This is a genomic window from Saccharopolyspora shandongensis (assembly GCF_900106995.1).
In the GTDB taxonomy this organism is placed as follows: domain Bacteria; phylum Actinomycetota; class Actinomycetes; order Mycobacteriales; family Pseudonocardiaceae; genus Saccharopolyspora; species Saccharopolyspora shandongensis.
On the sequence record NZ_FNOK01000033.1, the window covers coordinates 34,276 to 56,406 of the forward strand.

At 70.3% G+C, this 22,131-nt stretch carries 16 protein-coding genes and 2 pseudogenes; 12 read left to right on the forward strand and 6 right to left on the reverse strand.

The window, feature by feature from the left end; genetic code table 11:
• Positions 1–163 precede the first annotated feature (163 nt).
• From BLW84_RS28650 to BLW84_RS28685, 9 genes are all read left to right on the forward strand, one after another.
• Positions 164–1,264, forward strand: a complete 1,101-nt coding sequence (locus BLW84_RS28650) for a thiopeptide maturation pyridine synthase (RefSeq protein WP_093271394.1) — start codon at positions 164–166, stop codon at positions 1,262–1,264.
• Positions 1,265–1,314: 50 nt separating this feature from the next.
• Positions 1,315–2,226 (forward strand): alpha/beta fold hydrolase, encoded by a 912-nt coding sequence (locus tag BLW84_RS28655; protein WP_093271396.1) that lies wholly within the window; start codon positions 1,315–1,317, stop codon positions 2,224–2,226.
• A gap of 342 nt (positions 2,227–2,568) precedes the next feature.
• Positions 2,569–2,742: a thiomuracin/GE37468 family thiazolyl RiPP peptide gene (locus BLW84_RS47770; RefSeq protein WP_177226737.1), complete on the forward strand. Its 174-nt coding sequence runs from the start codon at positions 2,569–2,571 to the stop codon at positions 2,740–2,742.
• 376 nt (positions 2,743–3,118) lie between these two features.
• On the forward strand, positions 3,119–5,170 hold the full coding sequence (locus tag BLW84_RS28660; protein ID WP_093271399.1) for a TOMM precursor leader peptide-binding protein: 2,052 nt from the start codon (positions 3,119–3,121) through the stop codon (positions 5,168–5,170).
• Entirely contained in the window at positions 5,170–7,164 is a 1,995-nt protein-coding gene (locus BLW84_RS28665) for a TOMM precursor leader peptide-binding protein (RefSeq protein ID WP_177226738.1), read from the forward strand. The genes BLW84_RS28660 and BLW84_RS28665 overlap by 1 nt, the downstream gene beginning before the upstream one ends.
• Before the next feature lie 19 nt (positions 7,165–7,183).
• Positions 7,184–8,746, forward strand: coding sequence for a SagB family peptide dehydrogenase (locus BLW84_RS28670; RefSeq protein ID WP_177226739.1), 1,563 nt, complete (start codon positions 7,184–7,186; stop codon positions 8,744–8,746).
• 16 nt (positions 8,747–8,762) lie between these two features.
• A complete protein-coding gene (locus BLW84_RS28675; RefSeq protein WP_093271407.1) occupies positions 8,763–11,387 on the forward strand; it encodes a lantibiotic dehydratase in 2,625 nt (874 codons plus the stop codon).
• Positions 11,380–12,366 (forward strand): lantibiotic dehydratase C-terminal domain-containing protein, encoded by a 987-nt coding sequence (locus BLW84_RS28680; RefSeq protein ID WP_093271409.1) that lies wholly within the window; start codon positions 11,380–11,382, stop codon positions 12,364–12,366. The genes BLW84_RS28675 and BLW84_RS28680 overlap by 8 nt, the downstream gene beginning before the upstream one ends.
• Positions 12,363–13,913, forward strand: a complete 1,551-nt coding sequence (locus tag BLW84_RS28685) for a SagB family peptide dehydrogenase (RefSeq protein ID WP_143061132.1) — start codon at positions 12,363–12,365, stop codon at positions 13,911–13,913. The genes BLW84_RS28680 and BLW84_RS28685 overlap by 4 nt, the downstream gene beginning before the upstream one ends.
• Positions 13,914–14,209: 296 nt before the next feature.
• On the opposite strand, the gene BLW84_RS28690 is transcribed toward BLW84_RS28685, so the two are convergent.
• Positions 14,210–15,490, reverse strand: a complete 1,281-nt coding sequence (locus tag BLW84_RS28690) for an FAD-dependent oxidoreductase (protein ID WP_093271414.1) — start codon at positions 15,488–15,490, stop codon at positions 14,210–14,212.
• A gap of 283 nt (positions 15,491–15,773) precedes the next feature.
• Between BLW84_RS28690 and BLW84_RS28695 the strand changes: the two genes are divergently transcribed.
• Together BLW84_RS28695 and BLW84_RS28700 are read left to right on the forward strand one after the other, a co-directional pair.
• The gene (locus BLW84_RS28695; protein ID WP_177226740.1) at positions 15,774–16,436 is read left to right on the forward strand and encodes a class I SAM-dependent methyltransferase; all 663 of its coding nucleotides are present in this window, start codon (positions 15,774–15,776) and stop codon (positions 16,434–16,436) included.
• A gap of 436 nt (positions 16,437–16,872) precedes the next feature.
• Entirely contained in the window at positions 16,873–17,688 is an 816-nt protein-coding gene (locus BLW84_RS28700; RefSeq protein ID WP_218157502.1) for an AfsR/SARP family transcriptional regulator, read from the forward strand.
• Positions 17,689–17,875: 187 nt separating this feature from the next.
• Here BLW84_RS28700 and BLW84_RS28705 read toward each other — a convergent pair whose 3' ends face one another.
• The 5 genes and pseudogenes from BLW84_RS28705 to BLW84_RS28725 all read right to left on the reverse strand — a co-directional run bounded on the left by BLW84_RS28705 (position 17,876) and on the right by BLW84_RS28725 (position 21,423).
• Positions 17,876–18,346: an adenosylhomocysteinase gene (locus BLW84_RS28705; RefSeq protein WP_093271421.1), complete on the reverse strand. Its 471-nt coding sequence runs from the start codon at positions 18,344–18,346 to the stop codon at positions 17,876–17,878.
• Positions 18,325–19,044: an HAD family hydrolase gene (locus BLW84_RS28710; protein ID WP_177226741.1), complete on the reverse strand. Its 720-nt coding sequence runs from the start codon at positions 19,042–19,044 to the stop codon at positions 18,325–18,327. The genes BLW84_RS28705 and BLW84_RS28710 overlap by 22 nt, the downstream gene beginning before the upstream one ends.
• Before the next feature lie 34 nt (positions 19,045–19,078).
• Positions 19,079–19,686: pseudogene (locus BLW84_RS28715) on the reverse strand (histidine phosphatase family protein).
• Positions 19,683–19,997 (reverse strand): hypothetical protein, encoded by a 315-nt coding sequence (locus BLW84_RS46545; RefSeq protein ID WP_143061134.1) that lies wholly within the window; start codon positions 19,995–19,997, stop codon positions 19,683–19,685. Before BLW84_RS46545 ends, BLW84_RS28715 begins: the two are co-directional and overlap by 4 nt.
• 4 nt (positions 19,998–20,001) lie before the next feature.
• Positions 20,002–21,423, reverse strand: coding sequence for an MFS transporter (locus tag BLW84_RS28725; protein ID WP_093271432.1), 1,422 nt, complete (start codon positions 21,421–21,423; stop codon positions 20,002–20,004).
• A gap of 611 nt (positions 21,424–22,034) precedes the next feature.
• On the opposite strand from BLW84_RS28725, the pseudogene BLW84_RS50395 reads away from it, so the two are divergent.
• Positions 22,035–22,130 (forward strand): annotated as a pseudogene (locus tag BLW84_RS50395) (hypothetical protein); the annotation flags it as partial.
• Position 22,131: the final 1 nt, after the last annotated feature.

Consider the following 22,131-nt stretch of genomic DNA (forward strand, 5'->3'; position numbering starts at 1 on the left):
GGCGAACTCCCCGCAGTGGCCGGAAAGTCGGCGGACCGCGCCGGATCCGAGGCGGTCGACGCCGCGGAGCCTACCCGAACTTCCGCGCGGCTGTGGAGAATCTTGGACAGCATCGGAAGATTCTTGGTTGAATGCGGACCGAGCCGCGATTCAGGGGAGTGCGATGAACGAGAACCAGTCCGCGCCACCGGATTCCGGAACCTGGCACGGCGTGCAGATCTACTACGCGGCGGAGAAGGACGATCTCATCCTGGATTGCCTGCGGCCGCTGTTCGCCCGGATGCCGGCGGCCGCCGAGCGGATGTTCTTCGTCCGCCACTGGCTTCGCGGCCCGCACCTGCGGCTGTGCTTCCGCGCGCCCGAGCCGGTGTTCCGGGAGGTGATCCGGCCCGAGGTGGAGAGCGCGGCGAACCGGTACCTCGCCGAGCACCCCTCCACCGCGCGGATCGACGAACGGGAGCTGCTGGCCACCCATCGCGAAGTCGCCCGCCAGGAGCGGGAATCGGGCCCGCTGGCGCCGTTCCACCCGGACAACTCGATCCAGCACGCGCCGCACGACCGGCGCATCCACGTGCTCGGTGGCGAGGCGGCCGCCGCGCTGCTCGAAGCCTTCTACCACGAGACCAACGAGCTGGTCTTCGAGATGCTCGACCAGGTGCGCGCCGGGCGCAGCCGGGTCGGCCTCGCCGCCGACCTCATGATCGCCACCGCGCACGCGATGTGGCCGGGCATCGACCGCGGCTTCATCTCCTACCGGTCGCACGCCGAGGGCTTCATCGTGCGTGCTCCCGACCCCGCCGCGCGGCGCGAGTTCTGCGTCCAGCAGTACCGCTCGCAGGCCGCTGTGCTGCGGGAACGGTTGGTCGGCGTGCTCGACTGCGTGGCGGGCGGCGGCACCGACGTGCCGTTCGTCGCCGAGTGGGTCCGGCTGCTGGGCCGGTTCCGCTCGACCGCCGAGCCGTTGATCGGCTCCGGCGAGCTGTCGTTCGCGGGCGCGGTCGCGCCGGACGCGGCGCAGAGCTGGGACCCGGGCATGCTGGAGCACAGCACTTTCCACCGGTTGTTGCAGGGCGATGGCGGCCGGATGGCCGATCTGCAGCGAGATCCGGGGTTCCTCGGGTTTCGTTTCGCGCTCAACTACCTCTACCTGCACCTCAACCGGATCGGCTTGCTGCCGGTGGAGCGGTTCCTGCTCTGCCACCTCATCGCCGACGCCGTCGAGGAGCACTACGGCATCTCGGCCAACGACTTCGTCGCCTCCTGATCAGTCCAATGTGGACCACTCGCTCGTGGGCGGGTGGCTAGGCTGGCGCCGTGGAGAACGCTAGCGTGGTGTCGGTTCAGGTTTCGCGTCCCGACCTGGTCGGGGTGCTGTGCAGTCCGAAGTCGCCGGGGCCGCACCCGGCCGTGCTCGTGGTCGGCGGCTCGTCCGGAGCGGTGCCCGAGCTCGTTGCCCGCCTGCTCGCCGAGCAGGGCTTCGCCGCGCTCGCCGTGGCGTGCTTCGGCGCGGCGGGGCTGCCGCGGGATCTCATCGAGATCCCGCTCGAGTACTTCTCCGGTGCGCTGCGCTGGCTCGCCGGACGTCCCGAGGTAGACGCCGACCGGCTCGCCGTGCTCGGCCGCTCGCGCGGCGGCGAGCTCGCGTTGTTGCTGGCAGCGGCCCATCCGGAGCTGGTGCGGGCGGTGGTCGCCCACGTACCCAGCAGCGTGGCGTGGCAGGCCGTGCCGTCGGATCCCCGGGCCATGATGGCCGGCCCCCGGTCGTCGTGGAGTCGCGGCGGCGAGCCGGTCCCGTTCGTGCCCATGCTGCCGCCCAGCGCCGCCGAAATGGCCGAGTTCCAGGGCTTCCTGAGCGGTCGTCCGGTGTCGTTCCGGTCGGCGTTCGAGCGCGCCATGGGGCAGGACGAGGCCGTCGCGGCCGCCAGCATCGAGGTGGAGCGGATCAACGGGCCGGTGCTGGTGCTCAGCGGTGGCCGGGACGGGCTCTGGCCGTCCGAGCTGTTCGGTGAGCGGATCATCGCGCGGCTCGACGCGCGCGGGCACAGGTTCCCGCACCGGCACGTGTGCTACCCGGAGGCAGGTCACCTGCTGGGTGCTCCGGGTACGGCGGCGCGGCCGCGGGGCGCCGGCTTCGACCGGCTGGTGATGGGCGGTGACCCGGTGGCGGATGAGACGGCCAGTCGCGACAGCTGGCCGCACGTGCTCGAGTTCCTGTCCATCTCCTAGGTACGCCTGAGTCTCGAAAACCGTTGCCTGTTCTCATAAATCTCTCAGGAAGTCTCGGCGGCTGCCGCGGCGCGGGAGTCTAGCCGAGTGCTGGATCGCCGTCCCTGCTCTTTTCGGCGTAACCTCCCGTTAACATCTGCCGGGCGAAGGTTCTAGCGATTCTCTAGTTATTCGTTCCCTACCTGGGATTGTTGGTCCACGGCGGAATCGCAGTACCGTTGCGCTGGACTTTTTCGTGGCATGCCAACAGATCTCGTGCTAGAACTGGGCACGTCGGCGCCGGGATCCCGGGAATTACGTTGACAAATCATCTATTCCGTTGACCAGAATGTGGGGTATGGCATGGAAGATCTGAAGTTGGAGCTGGAAAGCCTGCAGGTGGAAAGCCTCGCCTTCGGCGCTGACGCGGACCGCGACCTCCAGTCCCTGGGCATGGGCCACGGGATGACCGAGGTCGGCGCTTCCGCCGGTTGCTGCTGCTGCACCTGCAGCTGCTGCTGCTGCCCGTGTGGCTGATTGGCGCCACCTGCGGAGAGCCGGGAGCTAGCGCCCTGCGCTGATCCCGACTGGCGAGTTCGCTCGTCTTCCGCATAGGCGGGCGCGGGGTTTCGTCGAGCGAAAAGCCCGGCGGGCCCCGTGCTCGTCGTGCGTCCGCCGTGATCCCGTTTGCTGCTGCCCTGGATGGACCAAGAGATGATTTCAGGATGGATTTGCGTGGCGGTGCGGGTGGCGGAACCTCAGACGCCGCCTGGACTCCGGGATCCCCGACTTGTGTATGCCCAATACGCGGCGCTGGGGCTGTCCTCGCCAGACGACGTCTGAGAACCCGCGGCGGTGCGAGCTGAGTCCCACACCGCATGCGGCTGACGCCGCATTCTGAAAGGACCCCTTAGTGAAGCCGAAGCTCAAGAACGACACGCTGTACCTCCCCTCCGCGGAGGGGATCTACTTCGTGAGCAACCACGGAACGTTGACGCTGGACGGCAAGCACATCTACCAGTGGGTGGACAAGCTCGCCCCGTTCCTCACCGGTGCGCACACGCTCGACGAGATCACCGCGAGCCTGTCCGAGGACCGCAAGCGCATGGTGGTCGGGTTGATCGGCGGGCTGGTCCAGAAGGGCTTCATCAAGGACGTCGGCGACGACCGTCCACATGGGCTCGACGACGGCGTGCTCGCCGCGTACGAGTCCGAGATCGCGTTCATCGACTACTACCGGGACTCGGCCGCGCACCGCTTCCAGCAGTTCCGGGAGAGCAAGGTGCTGCTGGTCGGCGCCGGTCAGACCGCACTCGCGCTCGCGCAGGCCTGCCTGCACGCCGGGCTGCTCGAAGTGCACGTCGCGATCACCGACGAGGCCGCCACCGACCGGTCGCGCCTCGACACCTACCTGTCGCACGCCCGCGAGCGCGACTCGGCGCAGTCGATCGTCGAGCACCGCGCCGCCGTCGACGGTCCGGTCGAGGAGTGCAAGGCGGCGCTGGGCTCGTTCGACGCCGTCATCCACGTTTCCGACAAGCCGATGCTCGACCGCGCGCGGCGGCTGAACCGGGCCTGCGCCGATCTCGGCACTCTGTTCGTCCAGGCCGTTGTGGACGGTGACGAGGCGTGGATCGGGCCGCTGGTGGCGCCGGGCGACGACGTGTGCTGGGAATGCGCGCGGCTGCGGGTGCTGGGCAGGCGCGAAGGCGCCGAGTTCGCCGACCGGCCCGACGCGACGCCCAGCGAGTTCCTGGCCGGTCCGACCGCCGCGATCGTGGCCAACCAGCTGTCGTTCGAGGTGTTCAAGCACCGCACCGAGGCCGGGCCGGTGGAGACGGCGGGCGCGCTGGTGCGGCTGGACCTGGAGACCCTGCAGAGCTCGAACCACCCGGTCACCCGGCATCCGCTGTGCACCGCGCACGGCGACCCGGAGCCGCGCGGTGAAGCGGAGTTCCTGGCCGCAGTAAGCGAACTCGCGGCCGGTCCGGAGATCACCGGCGAGGAGTTCTCGGCCGCCGCGGCCGCCTGCTTCGAGCCGTCGACCGGCCTGCTGGCCAGCCTGGACGAGGGGGACTTCGGGCAGCTGCCGTTGAAGGTGTCGCGCGCCGAGTACGCGAACGTGCTGCTGCTGCCGGACTTTGAGCGGGAGAGCGCGGCGGCCGTCGAGGTGGCCACCGACTTCACCGAAGCCCGCGAGCGCGCTACGCGCCGGGCCTGCGAGCTCTACGCGGCCAGCGCGGTCGACCGGCGCCGGTTGAGCGGTTCGGACGAGCCGCGCACCTGGGGCCTGGACCTGATCACCGGGGCGGCGCGTTCGCTACCCGCCGCCGACGTCTTCCCCGCCCTGCGCGGGGTGCTGCCGCACGCGACGGACCTGCCCGGTCTCGCCTCCGGCTCCACCTGGGCCGAGGCCGTCGGCCGCGGCCTGCTGGCGCTGGCCGACCGGATCACCGTCGCGGAGGTCGCCGAGTCGGTGCGCCCGGCCGTCGACCCCGCTGCCGCTCCGCGCACCGAGCGCGCGGAGCGCTACTGGAAGATGCTCGACATCGTCGGCGTCGAGGTCGCGATCCACGACATCACCGGCTCGCTCGGCGTGCCGACCTTCGCGGCCTGCGTCGGAGCGGAAACCGTCGGCTGCGCTTCGGGATTCGACATCGGTCAGGCGATCGAAGAGGCGCTGGAGCAGGCGCTGCGGCACCACCAGGCGCAGGCCGGCGAGTGGCCCGGCTACGCGACCGCCCGGACCGCGCACCTGCCCGAGCTGCCGCCGGAGCTGCGCGGCCCGCAGACGGCAATCGCCGCCGCAGAGCAGCCGGGCGGCTGGCCCGAGGTCCAGGAGCTCCTGCTGAGCCGCCTGGGCGGCGCCGGGCACCGGCCCGTCGCCGTGCCGCTGGACCACGACCCGGTGCTGAACCGGGTGCTGCCCTACATCGTCAACGTCGTGCTCGGAGAAGAGAACTAGTGGCCGAAGACGTGCACAAGGCAACCGGCGCGACCATCCGGGTCGGCATCGCGGGCGAGGGCGCGCTCCACGCGGCGACGTGGCGCGAGGTGTCCCGGCGGTACGCGGTGGTGGACGCCGAGACCGAATCCGAAGTGGACATCGTGCTGCTCGTCGAGGACGGCTGGGACCGGCAGCGGCACCGGCGGTGGAGCGATCGGTCGCGTGCCGACGGGATTCCACTGCTGCCGGCCTACGTCACGCCCGGTGCGGCACTCATCGGCCCGTTTCTGTCCACTCTGGACGAAGGTTGTCTGGAGTGCGTGGAGCAGCGCCGCCTGCGCGCCCGCAACGACGGCACCGACTACGCCAAGGTCCTGGAAGCCCATCCCGAGCGGATGGCGTCGATCGGCGGGCAGTGGCTGACCGCGTTCGCCGTGGACCTGCTCAGCACGTTGATCGCGCGGGAGGTCGACCGGTTCGCCGCCGACCCGGCGACGCCGAGCACCCGCGGCGGGCTCATCCGCCTCTCCCTGGACGACCTGCGCACCAGCACGCACGGCTGGCTGCCTGATCCGCTGTGCGACCGGTGCGGCCGGCTGCCGCTGGACACCCGGGAGGGCGCGGAGATCGAGCTGCAGCACCGGCCGAAGGCCTCCGTCGACGGCTACAGGGTCCGTTCCCTGGCGGGCGAGCACGACCGGCTGCGCGACGTCTACGTCGACTCCGAAGCCGGGTTGCTGCGCGCCGTCTACAAGGAAGGACGCAGCGTCTTCCCGAGTTCGAGCGCGCCGATGGGGCTGCGGGCCACCACCCGCACCGAGGTCGGCTACGGGCACCAGCTCGACTTCTCCGCCAGCCAGCTGACCGCCATCGCCGAGGGCATCGAGCGCTACGGCGGCATCGAGCCGGGCGGCAAGCGGACAGCGGTCCGTGCGAGCTATAACGAGCTGGGACCGGATGCGCTGGACCCCACCACGCTGGGCCTGCACACCGACGAGCTCTACAGCCGGCCGGGCTTCCCGTACCCGCGCTACCACCACGACCTGACCTTCAACTGGGTGTGGGGCCACTCCTTCGCCCGGCAGCGGCCGATCCTGGTGCCGGAGAACTACGCCTACTACGGCACCGTCTACCGCAACACCCGGGACCACCCGTTCGTCTACGAGATCTCCAACGGCTGCGCCCTGGGCGGCTGCCTGGAGGAGGCGATCCTGCACGGCATCCTGGAGGTCGCCGAGCGGGACGCGTTCCTGATGACCTGGTACGCCCAGCTCTCGGTGCCGAGGATCGATCCGCGATCCGCGCCGAACCCCGAGGTGCCGCTGATCATCGAGCACATCGAGAGCTTCTCCGGCTACTCGATCGAGGTCTTCAACATCACCATGGAGCAGGGCGTGCCGTGCTTCTGGGTGCTGGCGGTGGACCGCCGGGGCATGCCCGACATGCCCAAGGTGCTGTGCGCCTCCGGCTCGAACCTGAACCCGGAGAAGGCGCTGATCAGCGCGTTGATGGAGCTGGGGCCGCTGGTGAGCAGGCCGCCGGAGTTCCACCGGCAGAACCGGCCGCGGGTGGAGGAGATGCTCGCCGATCCCGACGCGGTGGTGTCGATGGAGGACCACGCCGCGCTCAACGGCGCGCCGGAGGTCTTCGACCGGTTCGACTTCCTGCTGAACGGGTCGCCGGTCCGGCAGACCTTCGCCGAGGCGTTCAAGGACTACTACCAGAAGCCGAAGAACGCGGACCTGCGCGACGACCTGTCGGAGACGCTGCAGCAGTACCTGCGCACCGGGCTGGACGTCGTCGTGGTCGACCAGACCACGCCGGAGCACCGGGCGGGCGACTTCGCCTGCGTCAAGGTGATCATCCCCGGCTGCCTGCCGATGACCTTCGGGCACCTGCGGCGCCGCGACCGGGGTTTCGAGCGTCTGCACCGGATTCCGCACGAGCTCGGCTACCGGGACCGGCCGCTGACCGATGCCGACATCAACCCGCACCCGCACCCCTTCCCGTGACGCGGGCGCTGGAGGTTCAATGGGCAACTGGGACCTGGACATCGGCGAGCACTACCTGCGCCGCACGGTGCACGAGGCCGAGGAACTCTTCGCGCAGGTGCTCGGCGAGGAGCCGATCGGCGCCGATCCGCTGCCGTTCAAGATCTACCGGGACGTGCCGCGGCATCGGCTGCCCGGCGCGCTGCCGCTGGAGATCGGCGATGCGCGCAGCGCCTTCGCCGACTTCGCCGCGCCCGAGCCGGCTCGGCGCGAGCCGGAGCAGCTGCTGTCGGCATTGCTGTACTACGGCTACGGATTCTCCCGCTGGGACGAGGGGCCGGGAGCGGTCTGGCCGTACCACCGGATGGTGCCGTCGGCCCGGTGCTACTTCCCGACCGAGCTCTACCTGTGGATGCCCCGCACCGGCGAGGTCCCGGCGGGGATCTACCACTACGACACCCTGCACCACTCCCTGGCGCTGATCCGGGAAGGCGACTTCCGCGTGGAGCTGGGCCGGTTGCTGGGCGCGGACGTCGACGACGTGCACAGCGTGCTGCTGCTGTCGTCGCTGTTCTGGAAGAACGCCTTCAAGTACCGGGGTTACTCCTACCGCCTGTGCGCCCAGGAAGCGGGCATGGTGGCCGGGAACCTGCTGATGGTCGCCGGCGCGCTGGGGCTGCGCGGCGAGGTGGGCTTCCAGTTCGCCGACCGCCGCGCCGGACGGCTGCTCGGCCTGGTGGATTCCGAGGAGCACCTGTTCGCGGCGCTGCCGCTGCGCCGGGACGGATCGGTCGCCGAACCGGCGCCGGACGTTGCGGTCCCGCCGGTTTCGCACCGCTACGTCCGGCCCGAGGGGGACGTGCACCCGCACGATGCGCTGTTCACCTCGATCGCCGAGAACTCCCTGCTGGACGACGTGGATGAGGGCGCCCGCCAGCTCCCGGTGTCTCGCCGCTGCGACAGCGGCGAGACACCGACGCTGCCGATGCCGCCCGCGCGGCGCGAACCGATCGGCCTCGGCGCGACGTTGCGGGCACGCAACTCCGGCAACGTGCTGTTCAACCCGATCGCCAAGACGCTGCCGCTGGCCGATCTCTGGGAGATCGTGCGGTACGCGACCGATCCGTACCGCAGCGATCTGCGCGACGGGGTCGCCGAGCCGGGGGTGAGCCTGCACGTCGTGGCGCTGGACGTGGCCGGCCTGGCGAAAGGCGTCTACCGGTTCTGCCGGGAGCACGCCGGCCTGCACCTGGTCGCCGAAGGCGACTTCTCCCGGCCGCTGCAGGGCACCCTGCCGGTGCCGAACCTGAACCTGTGCGCGTCCAACGCGGTCCTGTACCTGGCCGCGGACCACGCCGAGGCCAGCCGCACCTTCGGCAACCGCGCCTACCGGCTGATCAACCTCGAAGCCGGGATCGTCGCGCAGCGGCTCTGCGTGCTCAGCGCCGCGCACGGCCTGGCCGCTCGTGTCCACAATGGATATGACGCGGCCGGTGTCGAGTCGATCCTGCGGCTGGACGAGGCGAAGCTGACCCCGTTCTTCCAGATCGCGATCGCGCACAACCGGCCGGGGGTCCAGCACGGGCTCCCGGTCGTCTTCTGAGGTGGGACGGGAGCCGATGACATACCGCGTCGAACCGGCCTTCGCGGTGCGCGTGGCCGGAATGCCGCTGGCCTTCCTCCGGCGGCTGCGCACCGAGCGCACCGCCGAACTCGTCGAGCAGATCCTCGATGCGGATCAATGGCTTTCAGAGCACGGCGACGCGCTCTCCGATGCGCTGCACGACGTCGTCGGTCGCACCACCGACACCGGCCTGCGGAGGCGGCTCATCAACCTGCGCCGCGACGTGTTCCAAGGCAGGCAGCCCCGATCCGGCGTCGACGACGAACTGCTGACCCAGCTGCCCGCGGAGCTGGCCGAGGCGCTCACCGACTGGCAGCGCCGCGTCCACGAGCGCGGTGCGCTGATCGTCGCCGCCGAGGCGGAACTGCCCGCGGAAGTGGCGCGGCAGCGGCACGCCGTGCACGAGCTGGCCGCCGACCCGGCCTTCCAGCGCGGCCTGGTGCTGGCCAGCCGGGATCTCTACCTCAGCCTCCGCAAGGCGTCGCCGGACCAGCCGGATCGCAAGCTGGAGCGCAAGCTCGCCAAGTACCTCTCGCGCACCGCGGCCAAGACCAGCCCGTACAGCACGTTCACCGGCTTCGCGGAGGGCCGGTGGACCGACGATGGCCCGCAGCTGCACTACGCGGGCGGCTCGCGCCGCAGCGTCGTCGAACTGAACGCCTTCACCCAGCAGCAGATCCCGCGTGCGCTGGCGGGCTGGCCGGAGATCCGGCCGCACCTACCGCTGGCGGTCAACACCAGCGTGGTCGAGGACGGCAAAGTGCTGCGGTTCCTCGGGCACAAGGACGGCGAAGCCGTGCTGGAACTGGCGAACACCCCGACGCTGCAACGCTTCCTGCGGGAGATCCGACACGGCGCCGACCGGACCTACCGCGGCGTGGTGGGTGCGCTGGCCGGGATGGACCGGGAGGATCGCAGCGCGCAGATCGCGGGATTCCTCGACCAGCTCATCGACATCGGCCTGGTCGAGATCGGTTTTGGCATACCGGACAACGAGACCGACCACCTCGGCAGGCTCGCCGCGGAGCTGGCGGGCTTCCCCGGCGACCGCGTCGCCGACGTCCGGGCCACACTGCTGGCGCTGCGCGACGATCTGGAGACCTACGGGCGGCTCGACGCTCCCGAGAGCCGGTTCGAGCAGACCGCCGTGGTCACCGACCGGCTCCGGCAGGTCTACGCCCGGCTCGGCTGGGACGACTCGGGCGCGGAGTTCCCGAAGCAGGTGTTCTACGAGGACGTGCTGATCACCGGCGGCGCGGTGACCGGCCGGCTGGAATCCTGGCGCGGGCTGTTCGACCAGCTCGAACTCGTGCGGCGGATGGCCGGGCTGTACGACCGGTTCCTGCCCGGCCGCATCGCCGCCGAGGCGTTCTTCGCCGACCGCTACGGCGCCGGCGCCCAGATCCCGTTCCTGGACTTCTACCGAGACTTCGGCCGGGCGGCGGGCAATCCGGCGGACACCGGCAGCCGGGTCAGCGGGGCGGACCTGGCGACCTGCTACGAGCGGGCGTTCCCGGTCCCGCAGATCGGCCTGGAGCGGCTGGATCGGCTGGCCGCCCTGCAGCAGCGGTTGGTCGCCGCGGTGGCCGAAGCGCCGGTCGACGATGCCGGGGTGCGGCACCTGTCGTCGCGAGCCATCGGCGAATTCCTCGACCAGTTACCGGATTTCGTGTCGCCGATCGAATCGGTCGCCTGCTACCTGCAGCCGATCGCCGGTGACCGGCCGCGCGCCGTGCTGAACGAGCTGATGACGGGATCCGGCCGCAGCCGGGCCCGCCTGCTTCGGCTCGGGCGGCGCACCGGCGGCGAGGCCTTCGCACCGCCCGAGGCCGCCACCGCGCCCCGGCGGTACGCCGAGATCACTGGGACCGTCGGCTCGAACCTCAACCTCAAGCACCCGCTGACCCACTTCGAGATCAGCTACCCGGCGAGCACCAGCGACCGGCCACCGGACCGGCGGCTGGCGCTCAGCGACCTCCTGGTCGTGCACGACCCCGGTGCCGGGGTGTTGCGGCTGGTCTCGAAGGGCCACGGCGTGGAGATCATGCCCGTGCACCTGGGCGTGATGGTCGAGTTCCTGCTGCCACCCGCGTACCGGTTCCTCATCCAGATGTTCGGCCAGGCCGTGCCGCGCTTCGAGTTCATCAAGCAGCTGTCCACCGCCGCCCCCGCGGACGAGGTGGACGGCGTCCGCCGGTATCCGCGCCTGGCGCTGGGTGACCTGGTGCTCAACCGCGCGGCGTGGGTGGTGCCCAGCGGGCTGCTGCCCAGGCGCGCCGCCGGCGGCTCGGCGCTGGAGCACCTGATCGAGGTGAACCGCTGGCGGCGCCGCCACGGGATCCCGCAGCAGTGCTTCGTCCGCGCCGTCGCCGGGCACGGCAACGCCTCGCAGCGGTCCCGTGTGGACGGTCTGTTCGACAAGACGCGCAAGCCCGTTTACCTGGACTTCGGCAGCGAACTGTTCGGCCACGTCTTCGAGGAGGTCGCCGCGAGCACCGACCAGCTGCTGGTCTTCGAGGAGATGCTGCCGGGACCGCAGGACCTGGTACCCGGCGAGGAGGACGGCGCTCGCGCCACGGAGCTGGTGGTCGAGCTGACGCAGGCAGGACGCGATGACTGAAGCGCAGTGGATCAGCGTGCACATCCACTACCACGATCCGCTGGAGGCGGTCGTCACCGGCGCGGTCCGGCCGCTGGTGGCGGAGCTGGGCGGCGGACTCGACGGGCACTTCTTCGTGCGGCACTGGCAGGCGGGCCCGCACCTGCGGCTCCGGGTGAAACCTCGTTCGCCCGGCGACGCCGACAAGGTCCTCGAACTCCTCGACCGGCGGGTGGGGGAGTTCCTCCGCGACCGCCCGTCCCGCGCGACCGTCACCGAGCAGGACTACCGCGAGGTGGCCGATCCGCTGGTGGGGATCGAGCGGGGCCAGCACGAGGCCGAACCGCTGCAACCGAACAACACCGTGCGGCACGTGCCCTACGAACCGGAATACGCGCGCTACGGCGGCACTCCCGAGGCCATGGGCGTCGTCGAACGGCACTTCGCCGAGTCCAGCGAGCTGGTGGCCGACCTGCTGGCGCAGGGCCCGACCGGCGATCAGCGCACCGGGCAGGCGCTGGCGATGATGCTGGTCTGCGCGATGACCGCGGCAGGCGGCTCCGACGGCCTGGCCGACTACCTCGGCACCGGTCACCGCGACTGGGGGCGACGGCTGGTGTTCGGCGATCCGGACGCCGCCGAGACCCACTTCGAGGCGAAGTACCAGCGGCAGCGGGATCGGCTGCTCGGCGTCGTCGAAGGGCTGGTCCGGGCGGTCGACTCCGGCGCCACCGAGCGCGCTGGAGCCGCGGTGGCGCGGTGGGCCGGCGCGACCACGACCCTGCGTGACGAGTTGCGGCTGCTCCGGGAGGGCGGCCGGTTCGAGGTGCAGGACGTGCTGATGCCGCCGCAGCGGCACCGCGAGGCCGAACTCGCCAGCGTGCTGCTGTTCTGCTCGCACATGAACAACAACCGGCTGGGCATCTCGCTCCCGGAGGAGTCCTACCTGATGTACCTGCTGTGGCGGGCGGTTTCCGAGATCACCGGGAGTGCGAGTTGAACACCGAGCAGTCGGCCGCGAGCGCCCGCAAGTACCTGGCACTGGCCGAGGGCATGCCGATTCCCGAGGAGATCGACTGGGGCGATTCGCCGACCCAGTTCAAGGTCTACCGGGACAAGCCGCGGATTCCGCTGGGCTACCGGACGACGCCGACCGCCGAGGCATCGCCCACCGATCGGCTCGGGCAACTCCTGCTGGACTGCTACGGGGTGACCCGCTACCGGTGGACGACGGCCGACGCGCTGCGCCGGTTGATCGGCACCCGGGGAGCGGAGCCCGGCGGCGGCGCGAAGCTCGCCAGGAACGCGTTGCGGCCGGTGCCGTCCGGCGGTTCGCGGTTCCCCGCCGAGCTGTACGTGGTGGCCGGCCCCGGCAGCGGCGCTCCGCCCGGCGTTTACCACTACGACGCCGCGCACCACTCGCTGGTGACGTTGCGGGACGGCGACTGGACGCCCGAACTGGCCGCCGGGCTGGGCGGCGAGCGTTCGGAGCTGACGCTGCTGACGACCGCGTTCTTCTGGAAGAACGCGTTCAAGTACGGCGACGTGACGTACCGGCTGTGCGGCCTGGACATCGGTGTCCTCATCGGACAGATCCTCGCCGTGGCCGCGCGCGAGCAGACCGAGGCGAGGGTGCGGTACCAGTTCGCCGACGACACCCTGGACGGCCTGCTGCGGCTCGACCCGATGCGGGAAAGCGTCTACGCCGCAATAGCTCTCGGCCCCGTCGAACGCACCTCGGGCGGATCGCGCCCCGTCACGGGCGCGGAGCGCCCGCGGACCGGCTCGGGTTCGGTGGCGGAGCGGGACTGGTCGATCGCGACATTGCCGCTGCAAGCCGAGGTGCACCAGGCGTCCAGGCGCGCCGCGTCGCCGCCGGAGGCAGGCGCCAAACCGGAGATCAGTGCCTCGGGCGTGCCCGGCGGGGGAACGGTGGCACTGCCCGGCCGCCGGGTCGACCCGCTCGGCGGGTTGCGGGCCCGGCGTTCCTCGATGGGCTACTTCACCCCGTCCGACCTGGGCCAGGACGCGCTGGCGGCGCTGCTCGCGGCGGCGGCAGAGGGCTACCGGAACGATCTCGACGGGCCGTCACCCGCGGTCCGGCACACCGCACTCCTCTGCGCGGTGAACCGGGTTTCCGGCCTGGAGCCCGGCGTCTACCGCTACCGGCCGGAGCGCGCTGACCTGGAGCTCGTGCGCGCCGCGCCCGGAATCGGCGGCGAACTCCAGGAGGCGCTGCTGATCAAGCTCTTCAACCTCACCCACACGAACCTGTGCATCTACCCGGTGGGCGAGTACGAGAGCGGCTTCCGCGCGCACGGCGACCGCTGGTACCGGATGCAGAACATGGAAGCCGGAATCCTGACGCAGCGGCTCTACCTGGCCGCGGCGGCGCTCGGGCTGCGCTGCCACGCCAGCCTCGGCTACCACGTGCCGCAGACCAACCGCCTGCTCGGAATCGACGGAACGGGCCTCACCAGCCTGCTCCAGGTGATGATCGGCTCCGGCCGCGCACCAGGAGACTTCTACGAGGCGGGCTGGCATTAAGACTGTTTACCGGGCCCGTTTTGCGTGGCGGTGCGAGTAGCGGCCCCCCGCGGGAGTTGCTGTCGCCTTCTCGCTGTGGGATCCCCGACTCATGAATGCCAATTCACCACGTCGGGGCTGTCCTCGCTGGGAGAACCCCGGAGGGGTGGGCACCGTGAACCCGCGGCGGTGCAAGTTGCGAGGGTGGGCTAAGCGCCTTCGCCGCTTCAAAAACCCGCCCTACCGCATTCCAGCACGTCCAAGATGACTCCTCGACCCGGGAGCGGTGGGTGCGCCGCCGCTCCCGGGGACCGAAGTCACCTCCTGGCGCCCGACCTGGCGGGCTCCCGTGCCGGCTGCCGCTTCCGCTGCATCATGCCGTTCATGGCGCGGAAGAAGACCCGCGACAGCGACACCGCGACCTTGTTGCTCTGCAAGCCCTGCTTCTGGTACTGCAGCGCCTTCCGCACGGCGGCGAAGCCGTATTCGAGCATCCCCGCCTCGAAGGCGCGGATCGCCTCGGTGGTCGCCACCTTGCCGTCGCGCGCCGAAACCAGTTGGCGGCACAGCAGATCCGCGTCGCGCAACGCGGTGTTGCCGCCCATGCCGCCGACCGGCGACATGCTGTGCACCGCGTCGCCGAGCAGCGTGACGTTGGTGGTCTCCCACGGCTTGACCGGCACCGATGTCTTGTACGGCACCAGAAGCGCGCTCTCCGGATCGGATTCGGCGATCAGCCTGCGCAGTTGCGGGTGCCAGTCGCCGACGAGCCGTTCGATCAGGCCCTTCAGCTCGGGCCCGTCCAGGGCCTCGATGTTGGCCGGGCACGCGCCGCGGCGGATCACGAAGGCGCTGCCGACGTAGGCGTCGTCGCCGCGCGTCTCGGGCAGGTCGTCCATCGCGGCCGTGCGGTCGAAGACCGAGATGGACAGGAAGAACGGCGCCGGCGCCATGATCATGCTCCGCCCGGTGGACAGCGGCGGCTGCAGCCAGGCGCGAACCTCCTCGGTGAGCGGGAGTTTCAGCCCGATGCCGTAGGCGTCGGTGTCCACCCGCTCCACGTGCGGCAGGTACTGCTTGCGCACCGGGGAGTTGACCCCGTCCGCGCCGACCAGGACGTCGCCGGTGGCGGTCGTGCCGTCGGCGAAGTGCGCGGTGATCTCGCCGTCCGGGCCGCGCTCGTAGCGTTCGAACTTCTTGTCGTAGTGCAGGACTTCGTCGAGCTCGGCGAGCAGCACCTCGCGCAGGGTCACCCGGTCGATCGCGTGGGAGCGCTCGGTCGGCCCGGAACCCGCGGCGCCGCGGGCGTCCTGCTCCATCACCATCAGTTCCTGCAGATCCTCGGTGAGGAACCGGAAACTGCCCAGGTCCACCGTGCTGCGCACGAAGGTCTCCCAGGTCTCCGCCGGCAGGCAGGCGTGCAGCGCCTTCGCCCCGTGCGGGTCGATGTGGATCCGGTAGCCCTCCAGGCGATCGGTGCGGGTGCGATCCCGTTCGTAGACCGCGACGTCCACCCCGGCCTTGCGCAATCCCTGTGCCAGGCAGAGGCCGCCGATGCCGCCGCCGATGACGAGAACCCTTAACGATGTTTCCGGCATTTCCTGCTGGCCTCCTGGTAGTTCCCGGATTCCCCGGATCGCGTCGAGCGGGCGCGGGTGCCGATCGCGGCCACCCGTTCGGTTGCCCACCGAATGCCCGGCCGGTAGGCTTCGATTGCGCGTGACCGGCTCGGTCCGCGCAATCGGCCGACAGTCATCGCGGTGCAATGTTTTCGACCGGGTGCCACGGGTTTTCGGCGGTTCGGTGCGCTTCGCCCCCCGGCTCGACCACGTTCCCCCCCGCTGACTGTTTCACATTACCTTCGGGCGGTCCAGGATGCAGATGCAAGAGATAACGACCAAAGCCGGATACGACCGATGGGCGAGCACGTACGAACGAACGCCGAATCCGGTGGTGTCGCTGGACTCCCGGCACAGCATCGGGCTGCTGGCGCCGAAGCCGGGGGAGCGGATCCTGGACGCGGGCTGCGGAACCGGGCGCAACCTCGGCGCGATGCTCGCCGCGGGCGCGGAGCCGCAGGGCGTCGACTTCTCGGCCGGGATGCTCGACGTGGCCCGGCACAGCCATCCGGGCGTCCCGCTCTTCGAGGGCGACCTGCAGGAGGCGCTGCCGTTCGCCGACGCCGAGTTCGACGCGGTGCTGTGCGCCCTGTTGGGCGAGCACCTGGAGGAGCCGGCGCGGGCGGTCGCCGAATTCCACCGGGTGCTGCGGCCGGGCGGGCGGCTGGTGTTCTCCGTCTTCCACCCCGAGATGGCGGCGACCGGGATGTCGGCGCAGTTCGAGGACGCCGGGGAGGTGTTCAAGATGGTCGCCCATCCGTACACAGTGGACGATTATGCGGGCTGGATCGCGGGCGCCGGTTTCACCGAGGTCCAGCGGCACGAGCTTTCCGGTGACGAGCAGATGGTCGACGAGGTCCCGTGGGCGTCGTGGCTGGTGGGCCGCCCGCTCGTGCTGGTGCTGACCGCCGCGAAAGCAGCCTGAGCGAGCGCCGGCGGGATTTTCCGGCGACGCCCGGGCGATCTGCCGGGTAAGGTGATCGGGTAGCGCGGGTTTTCCTGGGGACGAGCGGGAGGGCGTTGGCATGGGAGTTGTGATCTGCTGGGGGATTTCACCGGGCGCGCCCGGCGGCGGCGATGTGCCCCGCCCCGTCCCGGATGTTCACGGCAGACCCTGACGCGAACGGCATCGGCGAATCGGCGCGGCCGCGAGCGGGCGGCCGCGATGCCCGGCGAACCGGCGTCCAGGTGACGCACTTCGTCGCGGCTTCACCCGGTCTTCCCCGGCACCACGGCTGATCCTGCCCGGACGGAGGACAGGGGACCTCGGGACGTGCTGCGCGTTGCGGGCGTGATCGCTGCTGCGATCACCCGTCCCGGCTGACAACTTCGTCCAATTCGTAGGCGGATGGTTGCTGGGCATGCCGTTACTGGAAATCAACGTGCTGGGGCCGGTTTCGGTCCGGCTGCGGAACTGTTCGATCGTGCCGACCGCCGGGAAGCCGCGGCAGGTGCTCGCCCTGCTGGCCCTGCGGTGCGGGCGCGCGGTTTCCGCATCGACCCTGATGTCGGAGATCTGGGGCGATGCGGTGCCCCGCAGCGGACCGACCACGCTGCAGACGTACGTGTTGCAGCTGCGGCGGCGGATCGAGGGCTCGCTGCCGGTCGGCAGCAAGCAGACGGCCAAGGAGTTGCTCGCCCGCAGCTACAACGGCTACCAGCTCGTGGCGGCATCGCGTTCGTTCGACCTCGCCGAGTTCGACCGGCTGGCCGCGAGCGGCAGCGCCGCCCTGGAGAAGTGCGATGCGGAGAGCGCTGCGAGGTACCTGGGCCAGGCGTTGGACCTGTGGCGCGGCCCGGTCCTGGTGGACGTGCCGATGGGCCGGGTCTTGGCGGCGGCCGCCGCGACGATCGAAGATGCCCGCACCCGCGTGCTGGAACAGCGCATCGTCGCGGACCTCCACCTGGGCAGGCACGCGGCGCTGATCCCGGAGCTGCGCACGCTGGTGGCGGCGCACCCGGCCGACGAGAACACCAGCGCACTGCTGATGATCGCGCTCCAGCGGTCGGGCGCGGTGCCCCGGGCGCTGCAGGTGTTCGAGGACCTGAGCCGGGCGCTGGGTGGCGAACCGTCGGCCTGCCTGCAGCGGCTCCGGCAGGAATTGATCGAGGATCCAGCGAGAATCGAGGTGTCGACGTACTTCCCGGTCGAACGCGGACTCCCGCGGACGGTCTGAAGTGATCTGAGTGCTCGTGAGTGGTTGCTCCGGTTCTTACCGGAACAACCACTCACGAGCACTGGGGGCGCCCTTCAGCCGACGGCGCGGACTTCGGCGATCCGGTTTTCCAGGGCCGCGCCGAGTTCTGCCGGGCCGAGCTGGGCGAGGATGAGTTCTGGGCCGACGCCGGGGCGGTGTTGTTGGGTCAGGCCGTATCGGCCGTCCGGTTCGAAGGCGTCGAACGCACCCTGGCGAGCTTCTCGGGCTGGTGCTCGGCCATCAGCACCACGAGTTCGACGTCGTCGTCGAGGACGAGGTCCGGTTCCGAGTCGCCGATGGACAGCAGGCCCGCGCGCCAGTCCTCGACCGGCTCGCCGCGCCGCCCCACGGTCTCGATCCCGCGCTCTCGGAGGTGCGCCACCACGTCGTCCCGGGTGGTGCGCGGGTTGCTGCCGCCCACCACGACCTCGGCCCCGGCGTCCTGCAGGACGGTCGCCAGGAATCCCGTCTTCGGGTCGATGTGCAGGGCGACCGCCACCCGCAGGCCCTGGAAGGAGCCGTCGCCGACCAGCCCCCGGACGTAGGAGTCCAGCAGCGGGGAGTTCCGCTGGATCCACGCCATCTCGTCGGCGACGCCGCCGGAATCGGGAACGGTCACGGTGTCGTGGTGGTCCACGTCGGCCTCCCGGTGTCTTGGTTCGGCTGTCGGTGGCCGAGCAGCGCGGTCACGGCGTCGCGCAGGTTTTCGGCGATCGGCACGTCCAGCGCCTCGAAGTGCTCCCGGGAGTGGAGCGCGTCTCGGCCCGCGTGGTACAGCACGCAGTGCGCGCCGCATTCCCGCGCGGCCAGCGCGTCGTCCACGCTGTCGCCGACGAGGAGCACACTCTCCGGGCGCGCACCGATCTCGGCGAGGTGCCGCCGGAGGTGCGGGGCCTTCTTCGCGGCCTCGTCGGTGCGCAGCCCGTCGATGCGGCGGAAGAACGCGGTGATATCCGCGGTCTCCACCAGCGGCAGCAGTTTTTCGTGCGGGTACATCGAAAGCAGCGACTGGGCGAAGCCCGCGTCGGCGCACTGCCGCAGGACGTCGCGGGCCTGCGGGTGCAGGCCGAGGTTCTGGCGGTAGCGGACGTAGGTCTCCTGGAACGCCTCGGCCAGCCACTGCTGCTCTTCGTCGCTGAGATCGCGCTCGGCGAGCCGGTCGTAGAACAGCGGGATGGGCTGGGTGTGGTGCTCCTGGTACCGGGCTCGCGTGACGGTCGGCAGCCCAGCCCGGGCGAAGATGTCGATCGTCGCGTCGATCAGCGCGGCGGTGTCGGCGAAAAGCGTGCCGTTCCAGTCCCACACGATGTGGTCGATCTCGGCGAAGCGCGTCAAGTCGTTCTCCTTTCCACACGCGGCATCGGCGGAATCAGCGGACGTGTTCTGGCGCGGAGCGTTCACGGGGAGAGCTACTACCAGAAGGTGCCGGTCCCGGACCGGTGCCGTCCGGATTCCTACGCCATTCGAGTGGGAGGTGGGACACATCGCCCAGCCCGCGCAGCCGCCCGCGGTCCTGGCCGAAGGTGAGCTCGGTGACCGAACCGACCGGTGCCGCGGCCAGATCGCGGTAGCGGGAAAGCGGAATGCCCAGCAGGAACCACGCGGCGAGCCGGACCGGGGCCTTGTGCGTCACCGCGGCCACCGCGCGGTGCCGTTCGAGCGCGTCGCGGACGGCCGCGACCACTCGCGCCGCCACCTCCAGGCCGGATTCGCCGCCCGGCGGGCAGTGCGGCGCCGGATTGCGCTTCCAGGATTCGCAGCACTCGTATCCGTCCAAATCGGACGGTTTTTGCTATCCCAAGAACCGAAGGACAATTCGCACATCCGATCGTCCACTTCGTACTTATCCGTGTCGCGAGTCAGCAGATCGGCGGTCGTCCTGGCCCGGGTGGCGGGGCTGCTCGGGACGAGGTCGATGCCGTCGAGCGCGGGATGGTCGGCCAGGTGCCGCGCCCTGGTCTCGCCGGTGGCGGTCAGCGTCGCGCGCGCCGCTGAACCTGCCTTCGACGGTGCATCGCGTCTGGGCGTGCCGGGATGAGCAGGAGGCGGCCGGGAGCGGGCGAAGTGCGTTGGGGGATCATTTTGTGTGCGAACGCCGTCGTGCCGCCGATGTAGCCGCCGCGCGGCCTGCCGCGATGTAGGGCCGAGGTGGGCTCGCGGCGGACTCCGTGCTCGCGGCGGCGGACCTCGTCGTCCCGACCAACGAGGAGTGCGGAGTCGCGACGCTGCTGGACGCGGTGGTCGAACAGCGGCGGGCCGCCCGCGCCGGCGAGCGCGAGCGGTCCCACCGCCTCAGCGGGCGGTCGACTGCTCGGATTCCGTTGGGGTGCTTGATGATTCGGGGCCGATCAGTCGCAGGCCGACGACGTAGATCGCGAACCCGATCAGCGCGAACAGCGCCATGGCGCCGAAGGAGAGGTTGATCGGTAGCGAGCTCACCGCCGCGCCCGCCGTCGCCGCGCCCGCCGCGTTGCCGACCAGGAAGATCGTCACCAGCCAGGCGAACGCTTCCGTGACGGTGCCCGGCGGGCAGATCCGGCCCACCAGCACGTACGAACAGGTGAGGGCCGGGGCGAGGAAGAGCCCACCGATGAACGCGAGGACGGTCATCGCGATGGCGCCGGGCGTGAGCATCAGCGGCAGGTACAGCGCGGCCAGCGTGCCGAGCAGCACCAGCAGCCGCTTGCTGTCCCGGCTCTTCCACACCCTGGCGCCGTAGACGATGCCGCCGATCATCGCGCCGACCGCGTTCGCGCTCAGCAGCACGCCGTTCATGGTGGGCAGGGACACGTGCTCGGAGTAGGCGACGGCGAGGATGCTGAACGCCCCCATGGCCGCGCCGACGCCGCAGTTGCACACCAGCACGACGGTCAGCAGCGGTGAGCGGAGCGGGCCGAGCCAGTGCCGTTCGGCGTGCACCGGCCGCCAGCGCCAGGCCGGCGGGGCGAGGCAGAACACCACCACGCCGATCAGGCCGAACAACCCGGTCGCCAGCACGACGTACTCGGAGGGTGCGACGGCGATGCCGCCGGCCACCAGCAGCGGGCCGCTGATGAAGATGACCTGCTGGGTGGAGGAATCCAGCGCGTAGCCGGCTTCGAGCTGTTCCTTGGGCAGGATGTCCGCCCACAGGCTGCGCAGGCACGCCTCCAACGGCGGGGTGAGGGCGCCCGCCAGCACCACCGAGGCGCCGAGCAACAAATAGTCGTCGACGGGGAGGAACGCGGCCGCGAAGAACCCGATCGCCGAGCCGGCGGCGGAAATGAGCATGACAATCGGTTGGCCGAACCGGTCGACGAGTCTGCCGAGCAGTGGGGAACCGGCCGCGGTGCTCAAGGCGTAAATCGCGGTGAAAAGACCGGCGACCGCGTAACCGGCCTGCTGCTGCCGGAGATGGATGGCGATCGCGATCGGAGCCATTCCGTTCGGCAATCTGCCGACAATGCTTGATCCGAGCAGGTGAGCGACATACTTCTGCCGAAGCATGGCCACGTACTGCACTGTTTCTACCTCCTGCGAGATCGGCGGCGGGAAACGACTGGCGGTCCGGGTGGTGGCCTTGTCGTGTTCTCGTCCGTTCCGGCCTAGGTGATGGATCAGCCGGGAAGGGCGTACCGGTGGCGATTTCGCCGACGTTGGCGACCCGGTGGATATCCTAGTCGCGCGCGAGGGAGCGGGCGAGGTTTCCGACGGCCTCTCGTGAAATGCGCTCATCGCTGTCCGGGGCGTTCCGCTGGCCGATTTAGCCTCGATGGCCTGCGAATGCGGCTGCCGCAGTGGTCTTTGTCGGGAATATTCCAAAGTCCCTGTATATGCGATTTGACCCTTCGCTCCACTCGTTCTGGCGATTGACGCACATCGGTGTGCGCTCTTTCGGCTTCGGTGTGGGGCGTCCGAGAATTCCGCTCGCTCCGACGGCGGTTCGCGTAATGCGTTGCAGCGAATGGGTGAACGTGGAGTTCGCTCCCGCTAACCGCCCAGCGTGGCGCAGGTGGAAGAACCAGCAGATGTCGGTTTTGTTCGGCAACGCGTTCTTGCCGGTCGGGCAAATGGCGCGCTCGACTTCATTGCGGGGCTGCTGCAGGGTCGGCTCCAGTGTTGGAGAAATGTGAATTCACCCGCTCAATGTCCCGGGAGTCTTCTCCGACGCCGGCGCCCCGTGAAAAATGACGTGGCGGCCTTTCGGGGATGAGTGCACCCCGATCTTTCCGGAGTGCGCTCCAGGCTGACGTGACTGAGGAGAGCAGGGCTTTTCGGTGGGTATGGTGCACGATCTGGCGCTGGCCGATCAAGGACAACGCAAGATAGATTTCGCGTCGCGGCGCATGCCGGTTCTGCGCACGCTGACCGAGCAGTTCGCGGAGGCGAAGCCGTTCACCGGTCACCGCATCGCGGCTTGCCTGCACGTCACCACGGAGACGG